Here is a 15212-nt window from a genome sequence, read left to right on the forward strand (position 1 = left end):
ATGGTGTCACGTCGACATTTTATGAGCGGCTCGGGCGCCGCTTTGCTGGGAGCCGCACTGGTGAGCAAGGCCGGCGCCGCGTCGCTGCCCGAAGCACCCACGATGACCACAGCCTCGATGCAGCCGCCACGCGCGCCGTCGAATGGCCGGCCGTACACGCCGGTCGCCACGCTCAACGGATGGTCGTTGCCGTGGCGCATGAAGAACGGCTGGAAGGAGTTTCATCTGATCGCCGAACCGGTGGTGCGCGAACTCGCGCCCGGCATGAGCTCGAATCTGTGGGGCTACAACGGCCAGGCGCCGGGGCCGACCATCGAGGCGGTCGAAGGCGACAAGGTGCGCATCTTCGTGACTAACCGGTTGCCGGAGCACACCACGGTCCACTGGCACGGCATGCTGCTGCCGTGCGGCATGGACGGCGTGGGCGGTCTCACGCAGCCGCACATCCCACCGGGCAAGACCTTCGTCTACGAGTTTCAGTTGGAGAAGCACGGCACCTTCATGTATCACCCGCACGCCGACGAGATGGTGCAGATGGCGATGGGCATGATGGGGACGTTCATCGTCCATCCGAAAGATCACGGCGTGATGCAGGTGGACCGCGACTTCGTGTTCATCATGTCCGCTTACGACATCGACCCCGGCAGCTTCACGCCGCGCGTCAACGAGATGACCGACTTCAACATGTGGACATGGAATGCGCGCGTGTTTCCGGGCATCGATTCATTGCCGGTGCGCGCGGGCGATCGTGTGCGGATTCGCGTCGGCAACCTGACCATGACGAATCACCCGATTCATCTGCACGGCTACCACTTCGAAGTGGTGGGCACGGACGGCGGTTGGATTCCGCCGTCCGCACGCTGGCCCGAGGTGACCGCCGATGTCGCGGTCGGGCAGATGCGCGCCATCGAGTTCACCGCGAATCGTCCCGGCGATTGGGCATTTCATTGCCACAAGTCTCATCACACGATGAACGCGATGGGGCATCAGGTCCCGAGCATGATCGGCGTGCCGCAGCAAGACCTCGCCAAACGCATCAACCGGCTGGTGCCCGACTACATGGCGATGGGCAGTACCGGCGGGTCGATGGGCGCAATGGAGATGCCACTGCCCGATAACACACTTCCGATGATGACCGGCACCGGCCCATTCGGCGCGCTGGAAATGGGCGGCATGTTTACGGTGGTGAAAGTGCGTGAAGGGCTGGGCCGCAACGACTACCGTGATCCGGGCTGGTTCAGGCATCCGAGGGGAACGGTGGCTTATGAATATACCGGTGAGCTGCCGGACGGTTGACGTCGGCGGCGGCAGCGGCAGCAGCAGGTTGGCCGTGTGGATCGTAATTAACGTGGGAGTGTATGGGATGAAGAATGGGTTGGCTTCGATGGCGATTGGTTGCGTGATCATGGTTTTCACGTCGGCGTACGCGGCGGGTGAAGCCACTGACGTGTCGGCGAGCGCGCACGCCAGTGCGCAAGCCGCGATGTCTCATGGTGAAATCAGGAAGGTGGATAAAACCGCCGGTAAACTGACCATAAAACATGGTCCTCTGGAAAACCTCGGCATGGATGCGATGACGATGGTGTTCAAGGTGAAGGACGCGGCAATGCTCTCGCAGGTCAAGTCCGGCGACAGGATCGACTTCATCGCGGACGAGATGGACGGGGCGCTGACGGTGGTGAAACTGGAGAAGCGAGAGTAGTCACCACACGCGGGTTGTCTGCCTATCGCATTCTTGCTGAACGTGTCATACGGATAAACCATTACCGTTCGCGCGTTGCCGTCTGGATGCCTCCCGCACACCGTCTTATCGTCCGACGTTGCATGGCTTTGCCCACGTCATGCAACCGCCGCAACTCACGGGGAAGTCTTACCGATTCCTTTGTGCGCTAGCTCACTAAGACACGCGGAACTTACTCGCCCCAGGCGTTTGAGATGTTATGCTCGGACGTCGTGAACTTCTTCATGCATAGACGCGTGCGAATTTAAAAATACCTAGATTTCATTAGGAGCCGGGCATGCTAAGAAAAGTAGTCGATCGGGCGAAAAAGATCCGACGCAGCGAGGGGTTCAAGCATTCGGTCGCCACACCACGTCGCATTTCACTTCATGCCACGCAGCGATTAAACAGGGGAATCTTCGCCATCGAAATTCAGGAGAACTCTGGTTTTTTCTCCGTGATGCAGATGGTCCTGTTTATTCTGATGTATTGCGACGAGAAGTGTCTGACGCCGTGCATCAGCGCGCGCGGCGGCCTCTACGGAGACGCTGCGGGAGCGATCGACTGGTTCTCGTCCTTCTTCGAGTCCGTGAATGGCAAGGCGGCGGCGCCGTTCACGCACAAGGTGAGAAAGTCGACGGTTCGCGATCTGGTCCAGCTTGGGTTTCGTCAACGCTACGAGACTCAGCTTCAACTCAACAGCGCCAGCGAACTATTCTTCGCACATTACCGGCCAGCCGGCCATATCGGCAATGAAGTCGAAGCGATCTGCCAGAAGCTCGAGATCGGCGCGTCCACGCTCGGTGCGCATTTCAGAGGCACGGATAAATCGCTTGAGGCCATCCCGGTTTCATGGGGCGATTTCTGCCGCCACGTAGAAACGACGCTTGCGGAGAATCCGCACCTCGACAACGTCTTCGTTTCAAGCGACGAACAGGCGTTTCTGGACTTCTTCGTCGCCTGGCCGTTTAGCAAGCCGGTTAAAGTCGCCCCCGCTAAATTGCTCGCGTATGGCAATACGCCGGTTCATTTCAGCGGCTATCCGGGACTCGAAATCGGCCGTGAAGCGCTCGTCTCCAGTCTGCTGTTGTCCCGTTGCGGTTATCTGGTGAAGACGCCGTCGTATCTGTCGGCATGGTCCAGGATATTCAACCCGTCGCTGCCGGTAAAACTCGTGTCGCCGCCGCGGCCGGACGCATTCTGGTTTCCCGACAGCCGTCTCTGGCTCGAACAGGTGGCGCAGGACAAAGCGGCCTGAACGCGGATGCGATCGGATCGCCTGGGTGGCTCGCAGTCGTGACATCGGTAGGAAGAATGGCGCGCATATAATGAAAGGCCGCCTGACGGGTTTGCGGGAACGTGTCGTTCGAGTCCGGCAAGCCGTCAGATACATCGTGACTGCAAAGAGGCCTTCAGCATGTACATTGCCATGAACCGTTTCAAAGTGACGCCCGGATCCGAAGCCGCCTTCGAACATCTGTGGACCACGCGCGATACGCACCTGAAAGAAGTGCCGGGTTTCGTGGAATTTCATCTGCTGAAGGGTCCACAGAAGGACGATCACGTTCTCTATTCCAGCCATACGATCTGGAAGGACTACGCGTCGTTCGAGGCGTGGACGAAATCCGACGCCTTTCGCGCCGCGCATCGCAGCGCAGGTGGCGACAACCGGGTGCTCTATCTCGGGCATCCGGAATTCGAAGGCTTCGAAGTCATTCAGACCGTCAAATGAATACATGATCCTCGCGAGCGCCCCGTGCCATTCACGGGCGCCGTTAAGGGACTTCCCCCATTCATGATGAGCTTTCAGCGCGCGTTTCGCCCGCGCTAGCCTGTGCGCGTCCGACGACGCGCTGAGCAAGCTTGCGGTATTCTTTTGCGAGCATTTCGCCGCGATGCCTAACGCGCCGGCGCAACTCACAGAGGAACTGAAACATGAAAGCCGTCAAAATCGGTTCGCCCGCCACTGTCGCCAATCTCCAGGTCGTCGACATCGCCGATCCCGGTCAGCCCGCGGCGGGCCAGATTCGCGTGCGCATTCACGCGAACTCCTTGAATTTTCACGACTACGGCGTGGTGAGCGGCAATCTGCCGGCGGACGCAGGGCGGATTCCGATGGCGGACGGCGCTGGCGTCGTCGAGGCAGTCGGCGCGGGCGTGTCGGAATTCAAAGCGGGCGATCACGTGGTGTCGTGCTTCTTCCCGTTCTGGGAAAACGGGCCGCCCGCCATCGCCGATTTCAAGACCACACCCGGCGACGGCATCGACGGCTACGCACGCGAAGCCGTCGTGCTGCCGAGCCACTACTTCACGCACGCTCCGCGCGGCTATAGCCACGCCGAGTCCGCAACGTTGACCACAGCCGGGCTCACCGCATGGCGCGCGCTCGTCGTGGACGGCCAGTTGAAGGCCGGCAATACGGTGCTCGTGCTCGGTACCGGCGGCGTGTCTATTTTCGCCTTGCAGATGGCCAAAGCGATGGGCGCTTCGGTGATTGCCACGTCTTCATCGGACGCGAAGCTCGCCAGACTTCGCGAGCTCGGAGCCGATCACACGATCAACTATCGCGACACTCCCGAATGGGGCAAGCAGGTCCGCTCGCTGACTGATGGCCGCGGTGTCGATCATGTGATCGAAGTGGGCGGTCCGGGGACTTTGCCGCAGTCGATCACCGCCTGCCGGATCGGCGGGCATATCGCGCTGATCGGCGTGTTGACCGGACGGGCAGGGCCGGTGCCGACCGCGGCGCTGATGGCGCGGCAGCAGCGTTTGCAGGGTTTGATCGTCGGTAGCCGTCAGGATCAGCGCGATATGATCCGGGCGCTCGAAGTGATGGGCATCAAGCCGGTGATCGACAGCACGTTCGAACTGGAGAAACTCGGCGAGGCGTTTTCGCACGAGGAATCCGGCGCTCACTTCGGGAAGATTTGCGTGGCGGTATAAGCGCTTCGTATGCGCGAGTGAAAGCCGGGTTGCCCGTTTCGCTCGCGCTGTTTGTGGCGCTGCCAAGTGGCATGCAAGGGCGCGTTAGTCGTGCCTAACCCAAGTCGGTGAAGTTGATGCTGCGCGCCTCGCACGCGTCCGTAAAGACCTCGTCGTAGCTCGAGAAAAACACCGTGCGCGTTTGCGCCAGTGTCTTGAACAGATCGACCAGCACGGCGCGTGCGGCGGCGTCGAGTCCGCCGACGGGTTCATCCGCGATCAGCACCTGGTTTTCGCCAAGCACGGCAGCCGTCAGGAAAAACTTCTTGCGCGTACCGAACGACATCTGTTCGAAGCGTTTGTCGAGATGCGGCGTGAGGCCGAAGCGGTCCGCAAGCGACAGCGTGTCAGCGGTTACAGTGGTGTTTCTCGCCGATGCCACATTGCTCAGATACGCGCGTCCGGTCTGATCCGAATAAGGCATGCAGTCTTCGGGCACGTAGGTGAGTACGGATTGCGCGGCGAGCGGTGCACTGCGCAGCGAATGGCCGCCGAGCCACACCTCGCCCGCATCGGGCTCGATCGTGCCCGCGAGGATGCCGAGCAATGTCGACTTGCCGCTGCCGGACTCATCGTTTAACGCGACGCATCCTGATGCCGTGTCGTAATGCAATCCCTGAAAGATGAGGCGTTCGCCGTAGCGCTTGCTGAGGTTTTCGAATCGAAGCATGGATTGGAGCGTGATTCAGGAGAAGACTCGCCGCATCGGGTCGCGCGGCAGATGTCTTCTACAGGTTGGCGTTGCGCAAGTGTAGCAGCGCAAGCCGCAGCCGCTGTCGCGTCCGAAGCTTCATTCACCGATCCGCATCCAGCAAAAACTCGACCATCCGGTCGCACACACGGCCGAACATTTGCGTGCCCGTCACAGTCGGGCATCCGCGCGCGCGGGCGGCTTCGATCAACGGCGTGAGCGGCGGCTTCGTCACCACGTCGCCGACGAACGTCGTGGCCGGCAGACGCGATACGTCGATAGGCAGCGGGTCGTCCGCTCGCATGCCGAGCGGCGACGCGTTGACGACCACGTCGTACGCATTCGCATCCACGGAAGCGGCCACACTATGCACCTCGCCTTGTCCGAGCGCATTCAACCGGCGGATCAGCGACGCCGTGCGTTCGGCATCGTTATCGCGCACGTCGAGCGACGCCACGCCGCCTTGAACCAGCGCATGTCCGATCGCGGAACCCGCGCCGCCCGCGCCGACCAGCAGCGCGCGTTTATCGCGCAGATCGCAACCGGTATCGATGAGCGCGGCGACGAAGCCGGTGCCGTCGAACATGCCGCCATGCCAACTGCCGTCCGCCGTGCGGCGCAACGTGTTCACCGCGCCGAGAAAGCTCGCCTGTTCGGTGAGCGTGCCGCAATAACCGGTGGCGCTGAACTTGTGCGGCACGGTAATGATCACGCCGTCGACATTGCGCATGGGTGTGACGCCTGCAAAAAACGCGGGCAGGTCGGCGGGCGCGACGTGCGCGGGGACCACCAGCGCATCGCGTCCGGCGGCGCGCAAAGCGGCGGTCACACCGGACGGCGAGCGTACCTGCGCGATCGGATCGCCGACGATGAAAATCACCCGCGTGGCGCCGCTGAGGCCTTCATCCAGCGAGGTGGAAAAAGAAGGGGCGTCGGGTTGCGTCATGTTGTATGTCTCCAGAGTGTTGCCCGGTTTTCATCTTGCGCGATGCCGGGCGATTTTGCTTGGTTGGGTTCGGCGCGAACGGATCCTTGACCGGTGGGTCGGTTCCTGCGAACTCTAACGCTTTGTGGAATAGTATTCAATAATAAAATCATTTCGTATAGATGTGAAATGAAGCAGGTTGTCGATAGAAATCCACGGTCTGACGCAGTCCTTCGTCAAGCGACGTGTGCGGCAGATCGGGCAGCAACTCCTCAAGAGTTGGATCTACGGGGAACGACGTGGCGATCGGTAACGGCGCGCCGGTTGTATCGATACATGCGCCCGGCACGATCACGCCGATACGTTCGATGACCTGATCCACCGAAACGATGTCGCCCGCCAGGGTGAACACATGCGCGCTGCGCGGCGCTCGTACGAGAGCGGCTTCATAGGCGGCGGCGACATCGTCCGCGAAAACGAGGCCTGTCGAGCCGGTGAACGGAATCGTGTACGGCTCGCCACGCGCCGCTGCGCGGCACGCGAGGCTCGGTCCAGCACTCGAACCCGTTTCGCGCCCTGCGCCATACACGACGAGAGGCCGGAAGCCGACGCTGGCAATGCCGTGGTCGTGCCAGTACGCGCGCGCCGCGCCTTCGCAGGCGAGCTTGAACGCGCCGTAAAAGGTCTGCGGAAAAGGCACGGCGCCGTCATCGGGTCCGAAGACGCCCGCGCTGCTCGCGTACAGCACATTCTTCAAGCCGGCCGCGCGCGCGGCTTCGAAAACATTGAGCGTGCCGATCAGATTGATTTGCGCGCCGCGCACCGGATCGAGCACGCAAGCCGGCGTGAGCACGCCCGCGAGATGAATCACCGCGTCGCAGCCGTTCAGTGCGCGCGACACATCGGCTGGATTCGCAATGTCGCCGCTCGCCCATTGCGCTGTTGCGGCCTGCTCAGGCGCGAGCGCTTCCAGCAGGCGCGTGTCGGCGCGCAGATCGAACGCCCGCACGCTGATGCCTTTGCGGAGCAGGCGCCGCATGATCCACGCCCCCAGAAACCCGCTTCCTCCCGTCACCAATACGCGCATCGTCTTTCCTCCGTGAGTGCAGAAGTATTTTGCATTTTTGCATTTGTGGAATAGTATTCCGAAATCAAAGCAAATTCTACAGATGTCTACGAGCTGCGACGAACTACTCGTCGCGGCCTAGACAAGGAGCAAAGGAGCAGGACATGGTGGAGACACTCAGCGGATTGCAGCAGAACGAAACGTTCGACGTCGTGGTGATCGGCGCCGGCGGGGCAGGGATGTCGGCGGCGCTGTTCGCTGCCATCGAAGGCGCCCGCGTTTTGCTGGTGGAAAGCACCGAATACGTGGGCGGCACGACAGCCTATTCGGCCGGCACAACGTGGATTCCCGACTCGATGCACGGCCCTTCCGTCAATCCGGACGACAGCAGCGCCAACGCCGAGGCTTTTCTGCGCCGCGCGGTGGGAGAGCGCAGCAGCGAGGCGTTGCGTCGCGCGTTTCTGGCCGCCGGCCCGCAGGCCGTCGCGCATATCGAGGCGAATTCGGATGTGAGATATCGGGCGAGGCCGTTTCATCCAGACTATCTGTCCGAACTCGAAGGCTCGACTTTACGAGGCCGGGCGCTGGAGCCGCTCGCTTTCGACGGCCGCAAGCTCCGCAAGCACTTCGCGCTGATCCGTCCGCCGATTCCCGAGTTCACGGTGCTCGGCGGCATGATGGTGGATCGCGACGACGTCGGTCATTTGCTCGGCATGACGAAGTCGCTCAAGTCCCTGCGCCACGCCGTGAAGCTGCTCGCGCGCCACGCTTGCGACCGCATGAGTTGGCCGCGCGGCACGCGTCTCGTAATGGGCAATGCGCTGATCGGCCGTTTGCTTTATTCGCTGCTGGCTCGCAACGTCACCGTGCTGGTGAGCACGAAACTCGAAGCGCTGCGCACCGGCGCAAATGGCAGTGTCGACGGAATCACGTTGAGCCAGAACGGCCAGCGGCGTCAAATCGCGGTGACGGGTGGCGTGATTCTCGCAAGCGGCGGCTTCAACCGGCATCCGCAACGGCGCAGCGCGATGCTGCCGGGCGTGGATTCAAACTGGTGTCCCGGCGCGCCAGGACACACCGGCAGCGCGCACGATCTCGCGCTCGGCATCGGCGCACGTTATGGCGAAGGCGCGTTGAGCAACGCGTTCTGGGCGCCGGTCTCCGTACGCAAGCGCAAGGATGGCACGACCGCGGTGTTCCCTCACTTTCTGATGGATCGCGGCAAGCCCGGCATGGTGGTCGTCAATCAGGCGGGCAAGCGCTTCCTCAACGAAAACACTTCGTATCACCTGTTCGGTATCGCGATGCAGGAGGCGCATCGCCAGTCGCCGTGCGTGCCCGCGTATCTCGTCACGGATGCCGAAGGCTTGCGCAAATACGGTCTCGGCATGGTGCGTCCCGGTGGCAAAGGCGTCGCCCCATTTCTCGCCGACGGCTATCTGACACGCGCCGATACGCTCGACGAACTCGCGGGCAAGCTGGGTATCGATCCACGTGGATTGACCGATAGCGTCGCGCGCATCGACGAATACGCGCGGAGCGGCGTGGATGCGGATTTTCAGCGCGGCACGACCGACTATCAGCGCGCCAACGGCGACGCAAACTGGCCGGGACCGAATCCTTGCCTCGGGCCGATCGGCCGCGCGCCGTTCTACGCGGTGCGGCTCTATCCCGGCGACATCGGCGCGGCGACCGGACTGGCCAGCGATCAGCACGCCCGCGTGCTGGGTCGCGACGATCAACCTATCGGCGGCTTGTACGCATGCGGCAACGACATGCAATCGGTGATGGGCGGCGTGTATCCCGGACCCGGCATCACGTTGGGACCTGGACTCGCGTTTGCCTATCTCGCCAGCCGCGACGCGGCTGCGCGCGCCCAAACCGCTTCGGCCGCGCGGACTTCGTCGGCGGCGTGGTCGGAACCTGCTGACGTAAGCCCACAGCGGGCCAAAGAGAAAATCTTCTGATGAACCAGGGCTGAGCCTGGTTTGAATGAAGTTATAGAATGGAATAGTATTCAACAAATAGATCGGAGACGATCTCTTCCCAACCGACGAAACGAACTGGTAATGAAGCGCGATCCGATACTCGAATGTGATGTGCTGGTGCTGGGTTCCGGCGCGGGCGGCCTCTCCACCGCGGTCACCGCCGCGACGCGCGGGCTGCGTGTGATGGTGGCGGAAAAAGCCGCGGTGTTCGGCGGTACGACCGCATGGTCGGGCGGCTGGATGTGGCTTCCCGGCAACCCGCTCGCAACGCGCGCAGGCATTGTCGAGGAACCCGAAGCATCGCGCACGTATCTGCGCAACGAACTCGGCGCGCACTTCGATGCGGACAAGGTCGACGCGTTGCTCGACTACGGTCCCGAGATGATCGAGTTCTTCGAACGCAATACGTCCATGCGTTTCGTCGACGGCAACCGCATTCCCGATTTTCATACCACGCCCGGTGCCGTGAGCGGCGGCCGCTCGGTGTGCGCAATGCCGTTCGACGGCCGCGAACTCGGGCCGCTGATCGAGCGGTTGCGTGAGCCGCTCGGCGTGGTGACGCTCAAAGGCATGGCGATCGGTTCAGGGCAGGACCTCGCGCATTTCTTCAACGCCACGCGTTCAGTGCGCGCCGCATGGCACGTGCTGCGCAGGCTCGCGGTGTTCGCGGGCCACAAGCTGCGTTACGGCCGATCCATGCATCTGGTGAACGGGAATGCGCTGGTCGCGCGGCTGCTCAAATCCGCAGCCGATCTCGGCGTCGATCTGCGCACCAACGCCGAGGCCGTCGCGTTGCTGCGCGAGGCGGGCCGCGTGGTGGGCGCACGTGTCGAGATCGACGGCGTGCCGCATGAGGTGCGCGCCGCGCGTGGCGTGGTGCTGGCTTGCGGCGGTTATCCCCACGACCTCGCGCGCCGTGCGCAAACTTTTGCCTATACGCCGTCGGGGCGCGAGCACTGGTCCGCCGCGCCGCTCACCAATACCGGCGACGGCATTCGCCTCGGCGAATCGATCGGTGCGCGCTTCGATGCTTCGCTCGAAACGCCCGCAGCGTGGGCGCCGGTCTCGCTCGTGCCGCAAGGCAAGGGGCGCGCGGACGTCGCGTTTCCGCACCTGATCGAGCGCGCGAAGCCGGGCGTGATCGCGGTGACGCGCGCGGGCCAGCGCTTCGTCAATGAAGCCTCGTCGTATCACGATTTCGTCAGCGCGCTGATCGGTACCACCCCTGCCGGTGAGGAGGTCTGCGCGTGGCTGGTTTGCGATCATCGTTTCCAGCGGCGCTACGGGCTGGGTTTCTCGAAGCCGTTTCCGTTTCCCACCGCGCCGTATCGCCGCTCGGGTTATCTGAAATGCGCCGACAGTCTTGCCGAACTCGCCGCGCAATGCGGCATCGATCGTTATGGATTGGAGAGCACCGTGGCGGCCTATAACAGCTACGCGAAGGATGGCTTCGACCCGCAGTTCCACAAGGGCTCGACGCCGTACAACCGCGTGCAGGGCGACGCGCGGCACGCGCCGAGTCCGTGTCTCGCGCCGCTCGAAGACGGGCCGTTCTATGCGGTCAAGCTGCTGCCCGGCAGCCTCGGCACGTTTGCGGGCCTCGCCACCGATGCCACCGCTCGCGTGCTCGATCACGCGGGCCAGGCCGTCGCAGGCCTCTACGCGGTCGGCAACGACAGCGCCAGCATGATGGGCGGCTGCTACCCGAGCGGCGGCATCACGCTCGGCCCGGCGATGACCTTCGGTTATCTCGCGGGCCTTTCCATCGCCGGAGAAGCTCGCGCGGCGCACGTAGCGCAAGACGCATCAAACCCGGCCGCCTTGAACACCACGAACACCATCATTCAGCCACAAGGACACATGTAATGACGCTCTACGACGTAGTGACACTGACGGTGAAGATCGGCGCGAACGCGCAGGTCTTCGAAAGCATTCAGGCAAGCGGCGATCAACCGGGCTCGAAGCTGCTCGGCTGCTGGCATTCCGATATCGGCGCGCTCGGCCAGGTGCTGGTGCTGCGCGGCTTCGATTCGGAAGCCGCGTTGATCACGGAGCGCAAACGCATGCTGCTCGAAGGCAACCCGTTCGGCTGCGGTGAATTCGTCACGGACGTGAAGATTGACAGCTATTCGCTCTTTCCGTTTCTGCCGCCGATCGAACCGGCCGTATACGGCGGCATCTACGAGATGCGTGTTTATGGCACGAAGCTCGCGAGCCTGCAGCACACCATCGACGCGTGGGAGAAAGCGGTGCCCGAGCGGACGCAGCGTTCGCCGCTGGTCGGCGCGATGTATTCGCTCGACGGCAACGTGCCGCGTTTTCTGAACATCTGGCCGTATGCGAGCGTCGACGAACGTTCGCGGATTCGCGCCGAAGCGGTGAAGGACGGCATCTGGCCACCCAAGGGCGGCCCCGCGCACCTGACCACGATGGAGTCGACGATCTGCATGCCGGCGCCGTTCTCGCCGTTGCGCTGAGCGCGGACTCGCGGAGATGAAATCGAACTCAGGAAAGGACATGACCCAGCACAACTCACGGGCGCTCTCGCTATCGGCGTTGACCGTGCTCGAACTAAGCCCGTCGCAAATGGTGGAGTGCGCGGCCGAGGCAGGCTACGGCTTCGTCGGGCTGCGCCTGTTGCCCGCCACGGATCACGAAGTACGCCACGACATCATCGGCACGACGCCGTTGAAGCGCGAGACGCTTGCGTGTTTGCGCGACACCGGCGTCAAGGTGCTCGACGTCGAGATTCTGCGGCTCAAGCCCGATACCGATGTGGCCGCATACAAGCCGATGCTCGATACCGCCGCCGAACTTGGCGCGCGCTACGTACTCGTTGCGGGCAACGATCCTGACGAAGCGCGCACCGCGGAGCATCTCGCGCAACTCTGCGATCTGGCTGCGCCGCTCGGCCTATCGCCTTCGCTCGAACCGATGCCATGGACCGAAGTGAAGGACATCACGCAGGGCGCGCGCATCGTCAAGGCGGCGGCACGGCGCAATACCGGCCTGATCGTCGACCCGATTCACTTCGACCGCGCGGGTTCATCGACCGACGCATTGCGCGCGTTGCCACGCGAGTACTTCGGCTACGTGCAGTTTTGCGACGCACCGGCCGAGCGTCCTGCCGACCTCGACACGCTGCTCTACCAGGCGCGTTGCGAGCGTCTGATTCCGGGCGAGGGCGGCCTCGACCTTGGCGGCATTCTGCGCGCGCTGCCGGATCATTTGCCGATCAGTATCGAAGTGCCGACCCGACGGTGGGCTCAAACCGCGCCCGCGGTGGAGCGCGCCCGCAAGCTGCGCGAGGCGACGCTCGCCGTACTCGAACGGACCTATGCGATGACGTAGTCGGTTTCATCTTCGTTCGAGCCGGTCCGCCGAAGCGCACGCCAAAGATGTCGCGCGGCATGAGACCGGCAACCTCAATCGATAGCGATAACGATAACAACAGTCTGGAGACACCTGATGGAACCTTTACTCAAGGCGCCGCGGAAACCCGCGTCCGCTTCGCGCGTCATCGACGTGCAGCAGTTGCTCGACGAACAACCCGTCGGGCGCTTTCAGATTCTCGTGTTGTTGATGTGCATGTTCATCGTCACGCTCGACGGACTCGATACCGTGATGGTCGGTTTCATCGCGCCGGCTTTGTCGAGCGCGTGGGCGATTCCGCGTGACGCGCTCGGTCCGGTGATGAGCGGCGGCCTGCTCGGTCTCGCGTTTGGCGCGCTGTGCGCGGGGCCGCTCGCGGACCGCTTCGGCCGCAAGACAGTGATGACGGGCGCGGTGCTGTTCTTCGGCGTCTGGAGTCTCGGCTCCGCCTTCGCGAGCAACATCAGCGAACTCACGGTGCTGCGCTTTCTCACAGGCCTCGGTCTCGGCGCATCCATGCCCAACGCCGCCACGCTGATGGCCGAATACGCGCCGCAACGCTGCCGCGCGCTGATGGTGACGACGGTGTTTTGCGGCTTCACGCTCGGCGCGGCCGGTGGCGGGTTCGTGAGCGCATGGCTGATCGCGTCGCACGGCTGGCATTCGGTGCTGATTCTCGGTGGCGTCCTGCCGATTCTCTACGTGCCGCTGATGATCAAATGGCTGCCCGAATCCGCGCGCTTCCTGGCGCTCAAGGAAACGCGCCGCGCGCGGCTCGTGACGGTGATGAACCGCCTCGAACCCGGCAGCGCCGATCAGTCCACGCGCTTCGTCGCGCACGACACGCCGCGGCGCGAACACAGCCCGGTCCGTTTGATTCTGTCGCGCGACTACGCATTCGGCACGGTGATGCTGTGGGTCTGCTACTTCGCCGGCTTGCTGACCGTGTATCTGCTCGGCAGCTGGCTGCCGACGCTGATTCGCGGCGCGGGCTTCACGCTCGCCGAAGCGGCGGTGGTCGGCGCGCTGTTTCAGGCGGGCGGCACGATCGGCTCACTGGCGATCGGCTGGCAGATGGACCGTTTCAATCCGCATCGGGCGCTGGGCGCAACCGTGTTCATGGGCGGCGTGCTGGCCTGGTACATGGGCTTGCCCGGCCACGGCATCACCGCGATCAGCGTGCTGGCGTTCGGCATGGGCTACTGCATGAATGGCTCCAACACGGGATTCTGCGCGTTGGCGGCGGGCTCCTATCCGACCCGCATGCGCGCCACCGGCACGAGCTGGATGCTGGGCATCGGCCGCTTCGGCGGGATTGCGGGGGCGATGCTGGGCGCCGGCATGCTGCACGCGAACTGGGGCTTCGGCCAGGTGTTCACGTCGCTCGCGCTGCCGGCCGCGGTCGGCGCGGCGGCGGTACTGCTCAAGGGCGCACGCCATCGCGGGCCGGTGCTGCAGGTCAGCGCGGGCATCGGACACTGAGATCAGCGAAATTCATTGGCGCATCGTGCGGGCGCTCTTGAGTTCCGATATGGAATCGTGTTCTCATTCGGTATCGAAATCGAACCGAGAGTGCAACATGGCGGGGAATCTGGAGCGGGCGCTGGCCATCATCGAATTGCTGGCGAAGCAGGGCGGCAGCATGCAGTTGGCCGCCATCGCCGACACGCTGAATATTCCGCGCAGCGGCACCCATCGCCTGCTGGCCGAATTGAGCGAGGAGGGCTACGTGCGGCAGGACGAGCACGGCGAATACGTGCTGGCGCTCAAACTGGTGTCGCTCGCGCTGATGTGGCTGTCCACCGGCGGCGTGCTGGATATTTCGCAGCCGGTCCTCGACCGGCTGGCGGCCGCGTCGGGCGAACTGGCGCGGTTGGGAGTGGTGGAGGACGATCACATCACGTTCGTCGGTAAGGCGCAGGGCGCCAAATCCGGCTTGCGCTACGACCCGGACATGGGCAGCCAGCCGCCGCTGCATTGCACGGCGAGCGGCCAGGCGTGGCTCGCCACCATGAGCGACGAGGAAGCGCTCGAACTCGTGTCGCGTCAGGGCGGCATCGGCAAGGCGGGCCCGCGCGGCCCGAAGGCGCCGAAAACGATCCAGCAGTTCCTGCAGGACCTGGCGGGCGCGCGCAAGCGCGGCTACGGCGTCGCCAGCGAAACCTACGAGGCGGGCATGACTTCGATGGCGGCGGCGATCCGTCATCCGTTGACGGGGCTGGTGGTGGGGATCGTCAGTCTCGCGGGCCCGACCAGCCGTTTGCCGGAAGCGCGCCTGAAAGAGCTGGCGCCGGCCTTGCTCGAAGCCGCGTCGGATATGGGCGCGGCCACCATGAGTTCGCCGTATTTCAAGCGCAGTCTGCGCGTGGCGCCGGTGGCGGCCGTGGTGCAGCCGGTCGAGCCGAAGCGCAAAGGACGGCCGCGTGCCGCTTGAGCCCCGAGCGGGTTGCCACGTGCCCGCGCCGCGT

The 15212-nt window shown here is 63.6% G+C and carries 14 protein-coding genes; 11 read left to right on the forward strand and 3 right to left on the reverse strand.

Annotated elements, in window-relative coordinates; all coding sequences use genetic code 11:
• The 5 genes from ACQKRQ_RS29875 to ACQKRQ_RS29895 all read left to right on the forward strand — a co-directional run bounded on the left by ACQKRQ_RS29875 (nucleotide 1) and on the right by ACQKRQ_RS29895 (nucleotide 4663).
• The gene (locus ACQKRQ_RS29875; protein WP_427481193.1) at nucleotides 1-1296 is read left to right on the forward strand and encodes a multicopper oxidase family protein; all 1296 of its coding nucleotides are present in this window, start codon (nucleotides 1-3) and stop codon (nucleotides 1294-1296) included.
• Between the two features lie 67 nt (nucleotides 1297-1363).
• Nucleotides 1364-1702 (forward strand): copper-binding protein, encoded by a 339-nt coding sequence (locus ACQKRQ_RS29880; protein ID WP_427481399.1) that lies wholly within the window; start codon nucleotides 1364-1366, stop codon nucleotides 1700-1702.
• A 316-nt stretch (nucleotides 1703-2018) separates the two neighbouring features.
• Nucleotides 2019-2978, forward strand: a complete 960-nt coding sequence (locus tag ACQKRQ_RS29885) for a hypothetical protein (RefSeq protein ID WP_427481194.1) — start codon at nucleotides 2019-2021, stop codon at nucleotides 2976-2978.
• A gap of 159 nt (nucleotides 2979-3137) precedes the next feature.
• Nucleotides 3138-3452: an antibiotic biosynthesis monooxygenase family protein gene (locus tag ACQKRQ_RS29890; RefSeq protein WP_310816162.1), complete on the forward strand. Its 315-nt coding sequence runs from the start codon at nucleotides 3138-3140 to the stop codon at nucleotides 3450-3452.
• Between the two features lie 203 nt (nucleotides 3453-3655).
• Complete coding sequence (locus ACQKRQ_RS29895) at nucleotides 3656-4663, forward strand: zinc-dependent alcohol dehydrogenase family protein (protein ID WP_132381958.1); 1008 nt, start codon at nucleotides 3656-3658, stop codon at nucleotides 4661-4663.
• A 94-nt stretch (nucleotides 4664-4757) separates the two neighbouring features.
• Here ACQKRQ_RS29895 and ACQKRQ_RS29900 read toward each other — a convergent pair whose 3' ends face one another.
• The 3 genes from ACQKRQ_RS29900 to ACQKRQ_RS29910 form a co-directional block, all read right to left on the reverse strand.
• Nucleotides 4758-5372, reverse strand: coding sequence for an ABC transporter ATP-binding protein (locus ACQKRQ_RS29900; protein WP_427481195.1), 615 nt, complete (start codon nucleotides 5370-5372; stop codon nucleotides 4758-4760).
• Nucleotides 5373-5496: 124 nt separating this feature from the next.
• Nucleotides 5497-6339 carry a shikimate dehydrogenase family protein gene (locus ACQKRQ_RS29905; protein ID WP_427481196.1) on the reverse strand — a complete coding sequence of 281 codons (843 nt, stop codon included), beginning with the start codon at nucleotides 6337-6339 and terminating at the stop codon, nucleotides 5497-5499.
• 148 nt (nucleotides 6340-6487) lie between these two features.
• Nucleotides 6488-7405 carry an NAD-dependent epimerase/dehydratase family protein gene (locus ACQKRQ_RS29910; RefSeq protein WP_427481197.1) on the reverse strand — a complete coding sequence of 306 codons (918 nt, stop codon included), beginning with the start codon at nucleotides 7403-7405 and terminating at the stop codon, nucleotides 6488-6490.
• Between the two features lie 143 nt (nucleotides 7406-7548).
• Between ACQKRQ_RS29910 and ACQKRQ_RS29915 the strand changes: the two genes are divergently transcribed.
• From ACQKRQ_RS29915 to ACQKRQ_RS29940, 6 genes are all read left to right on the forward strand, one after another.
• Nucleotides 7549-9351, forward strand: coding sequence for an FAD-dependent oxidoreductase (locus ACQKRQ_RS29915; protein WP_427481198.1), 1803 nt, complete (start codon nucleotides 7549-7551; stop codon nucleotides 9349-9351).
• A 102-nt stretch (nucleotides 9352-9453) separates the two neighbouring features.
• The gene (locus ACQKRQ_RS29920; RefSeq protein WP_427481199.1) at nucleotides 9454-11238 is read left to right on the forward strand and encodes an FAD-dependent oxidoreductase; all 1785 of its coding nucleotides are present in this window, start codon (nucleotides 9454-9456) and stop codon (nucleotides 11236-11238) included.
• On the forward strand, nucleotides 11238-11849 hold the full coding sequence (locus tag ACQKRQ_RS29925) for an NIPSNAP family protein (RefSeq protein WP_427481200.1): 612 nt from the start codon (nucleotides 11238-11240) through the stop codon (nucleotides 11847-11849). Before ACQKRQ_RS29920 ends, ACQKRQ_RS29925 begins: the two co-directional genes overlap by 1 nt.
• A gap of 40 nt (nucleotides 11850-11889) precedes the next feature.
• Nucleotides 11890-12723 (forward strand): sugar phosphate isomerase/epimerase family protein, encoded by an 834-nt coding sequence (locus ACQKRQ_RS29930; RefSeq protein ID WP_427481201.1) that lies wholly within the window; start codon nucleotides 11890-11892, stop codon nucleotides 12721-12723.
• Nucleotides 12724-12840: 117 nt separating this feature from the next.
• Nucleotides 12841-14226 (forward strand): MFS transporter, encoded by a 1386-nt coding sequence (locus ACQKRQ_RS29935; protein ID WP_427481202.1) that lies wholly within the window; start codon nucleotides 12841-12843, stop codon nucleotides 14224-14226.
• A 97-nt stretch (nucleotides 14227-14323) separates the two neighbouring features.
• On the forward strand, nucleotides 14324-15178 hold the full coding sequence (locus ACQKRQ_RS29940; protein WP_132381976.1) for an IclR family transcriptional regulator: 855 nt from the start codon (nucleotides 14324-14326) through the stop codon (nucleotides 15176-15178).
• Nucleotides 15179-15212: the final 34 nt, after the last annotated feature.

Origin of the sequence: Paraburkholderia sp. NPDC080076 (genome assembly GCF_050281145.1) — a bacterium.
Classification (GTDB): Bacteria; Pseudomonadota; Gammaproteobacteria; order Burkholderiales; family Burkholderiaceae; genus Paraburkholderia.